Annotated in this window: 4 protein-coding genes; 3 read left to right on the plus strand and 1 reads right to left on the minus strand. The window is 76.9% G+C overall.

What is annotated here, in order from left to right; translation table 11 throughout:
• The coding region (locus tag ACTUAL_RS01560; RefSeq protein ID WP_440899002.1) for an FAD-dependent oxidoreductase at nt 1-269 on the minus strand (269 nt) is incomplete at its 3' end.
• Nucleotides 270-543: 274 nt separating this feature from the next.
• On the opposite strand from ACTUAL_RS01560, the gene ACTUAL_RS01565 reads away from it, so the two are divergent.
• The 3 genes from ACTUAL_RS01565 to ACTUAL_RS01575 form a co-directional block, all read left to right on the plus strand.
• On the plus strand, nt 544-1,719 hold the full coding sequence (locus tag ACTUAL_RS01565) for a 3-deoxy-7-phosphoheptulonate synthase (RefSeq protein ID WP_440899003.1): 1,176 nt from the start codon (nt 544-546) through the stop codon (nt 1,717-1,719).
• 29 nt (nt 1,720-1,748) lie between these two features.
• Nucleotides 1,749-2,525 carry a 2,3-dihydro-2,3-dihydroxybenzoate dehydrogenase gene (locus ACTUAL_RS01570; RefSeq protein WP_440899004.1) on the plus strand — a complete coding sequence of 259 codons (777 nt, stop codon included), beginning with the start codon at nt 1,749-1,751 and terminating at the stop codon, nt 2,523-2,525.
• A gap of 36 nt (nt 2,526-2,561) precedes the next feature.
• Nucleotides 2,562-3,079 (plus strand): isochorismatase family protein (locus tag ACTUAL_RS01575; protein WP_440899005.1); only part of this gene is annotated, 518 nt, incomplete at its 3' end.

Here is a 3,079-nt window from a genome sequence, read left to right on the forward strand (position 1 = left end):
GCCTCGGCGAGCGTGCGCGCCGAGAACATCCCCAGCCCGCTGCCCCGCATGTCCACGCACAGCGCGTCGACCGCCTCGTGCAGCCCCGCCTCCCGCAGCACCTCCACCGTCCTCGGTCCGATGCCCATGGCGCGCGGGTGCCGCTGCGGCGCCGCCGCGCGCTCCGCGACCACCACCCGAACCCCCCTCCTGGCCAGGAACAGCGCGGTGAGCAGGCCGACCGAGCCGCCGCCCGCGACCAGCACGTCGGTGTCGAGGTGGTCGTGCATCGCCGAGTGGACCTCCGATTCCGGGGCGGGGGGACGCGGCCCACCCGCCGGTGCGGCCAACCCTAGGCAGCGGGTCCCCGCGCGCGGCCCCGCCGCCGTGTCCGCACAGGGCCACGTCCGCCACGGGCCAGCGCGAGCGGCTACACCTGACCGCCCCCGCCTGCCAAGGTCGGTTCCGGCCGCCCACCACGACGACCGGGGCGCGCGGTCCCGCCGAGTCCCGCCCGCCCGTCGAGGGGGCGGCGCCGTCACCGAGAGCGAGTTGGGGAACGACATGGTGTCCGAACGCACCGCCGGCGCCCCACTGGCCGCCGATCCGGTGGCCGCGCCCGCGCGGCAGCAACCGCAGTGGCCCGACCCCGCTGCGGCGCGCCGGGTCCGCGAGGAGCTGGCCCGGCGGCCCCCGCTGGTCGCCGAGGCCGAGGTGGCCGCGCTGCGGGCCGCTCTGGCCGAGGTCGCGCTCGGCCGCGCCAGGGTCGTGCAGGCAGGCGACTGCGCCGAGGACCCCGACCGCTGCGGCCCCCGCGACGTGCGCGCCAAGGCCGACCAGCTCGACCGGCTCGCCGCCGTCGTGCGCGAGCGGACCGGGCGGCCGGTGCTGCGGATCGGCCGGATCGCGGGCCAGTTCGCCAAACCCCGCTCGCACCCCACCGAGCGGATCGGCGACCTGGAGCTGCCCGCCTACCGGGGGCCGATGGTGCACGGGCCCCGCCCCGACACCGCCGACCGGGTCGCCGACCCCCGGCGGATGGCGCTGTGCCACGACCGCTCCGCGCGGGTGCTGGCCCAGCTGCGAGCCAGGGGCCGCACCGGCGGCGACGAGGTGTGGACCAGCCACGAGGCGCTGGTGCTGGACTACGAGCTGCCCCAGGTGCGCCCCGCAGACGCGGGCGGCCTGCTGCTCACCTCCGCCCACCTGCCGTGGGTGGGCGAGCGCACCCGCCAGCCGGGCGGGGCGCACGTGCGGCTGCTGGCCTCGGTGCGCAACCCGGTGGCCTGCAAGGTCGGGCCCACCACCTCCGAGGCCGAGCTGCTGGAGCTGTGCTCGGTGCTCGACCCGTGCCGCGAACCGGGCAGGCTCACCCTGATCGCCCGCATGGGCGCGGACCGCGTCCTCGGCGCGCTGCCCCCGCTGGTGCGGGCCGTGCGCGCCCAGGGCCACCCGGTGGTGTGGTTGTGCGATCCCGTGCACGGCAACACCTCCCGCACCCCGGACGGCCGCAAGACGCGCGTGGTGACCGCGGTCGTCCGCGAGCTGGAGCACTTCCAGGACACCGTGCTCGCGCACGGCGGCGCGGCGGGCGGACTGCACCTGGAGACCACCCCCGACGAGGTCGCCGAGTGCGTCTGGAGCGCGGACCAGCTGCCGGGGCAGCCCTACACCACCCTGTGCGACCCCAGGCTCAACCCGGCCCAGGCCGTGGACGTGGCGCTCGCCTGGATCGCCTGACCAGCCGGACCAGCAGGAGGAGGAACGCGATGACACCGGGGTTCCAGGGCAAGGCCGCCGTCGTCACCGGCGCTGCCGGGGGCATCGGCCGCGCGGTGTGCGCGGCCCTGGTCGACGCGGGCGCCCGAGTGGCCGCCGTCGACCTCCGCCGGGACGCGCTGGAGGAGCTGGAGCGCGAACTGGCGGGTGGGCCGGGCGCGCTGCGGCCGTTCCCGGCCGACGTCGGCGACGCCCGGCAGGCGCGCGCCGTCGTCGACCAGGCCGCCGAGGAGTTCGGAGGCCTCGACTTCCTGGTCAACGGGGCGGGCGTGCTGCGGCCGGGCCGCGCGGACGAGCTGTCCGCCCAGGACTGGGACGACACGTTCGCGGTCAACGCGCGCGGGGTCTTCCTGTTCTCCACCGCGGCCTCCCGGCACCTCGTGGAGGGGGGCGCCGTGGTCACCATCGCCTCCAACGCGGCGGGCGTGCCCAGGGCGGGCATGGCCGCCTACGCTGCCTCCAAGGCGGCGGCGACCGCCTTCACCAAGAGCCTCGGCCTGGAGCTCGCCGGGCGGGGCGTGCGCTGCAACGTCGTGGCCCCCGGCTCCACCGACACCCCCATGCTCCGCGCCCTGTGGGCCGACGAGAGCGGGCCCGCCCGCTCGCTCGACGGCTCCCCGCCGGACTACCGCGTCGGCATCCCGCTGCGCAAGTTCGCCACCCCCGAGGACGTGGCCGACTCGGTGCTCTTCCTGCTGTCGGACCGGGCGGCGCACATCACCCTGCACGACCTGTACGTCGACGGCGGCGCCGCGCTCGGCAGGTAGCCGCAGGCGCCGGACGCGGACGAGAGAGGCGAACCCATGACCATCCCCACCATCGCGCCGTACCCGCTGCCGGGAGCGGACGACCTGCCCGCGAACACCGCGCGCTGGCGGATCGACCCGCGCCGCGCCGCGCGGCTCGTGCACGACATGCAGCGCTACTTCGTGCGGCCCTTCCCGCGCGGGGAGCAGCCGGGGGCCGCGCTCGTCGCCAACACCGCCGCGCTGGTGCGCGCCGCCCGCGCCTCGGGCGTGCCGGTGCTCTACACCGCGCAGCCCGGCGGCATGACCGAGCGGGAGCGCGGTCTGCTCAAGGACTTCTGGGGTCCGGGGATGACCACCACCGCCGAGGACCGCCAGGTGCTCGACGAGCTGGCCCCGGACGAGGACAGCCGCGTGTTCACCAAGTGGCGCTACAGCGCCTTCCACGGCAACGGGCTCGCCGAGCACCTGGCCGCCTCGGGCCGCGACCAGCTCGTGCTGTGCGGCGTCTACGCCCACGTCGGCTGCCTGATGACCGCGGTGGAGGCGTTCACCAGGGACCTGGAGAACTTCTT

The organism is Actinosynnema sp. (assembly GCF_052038725.1).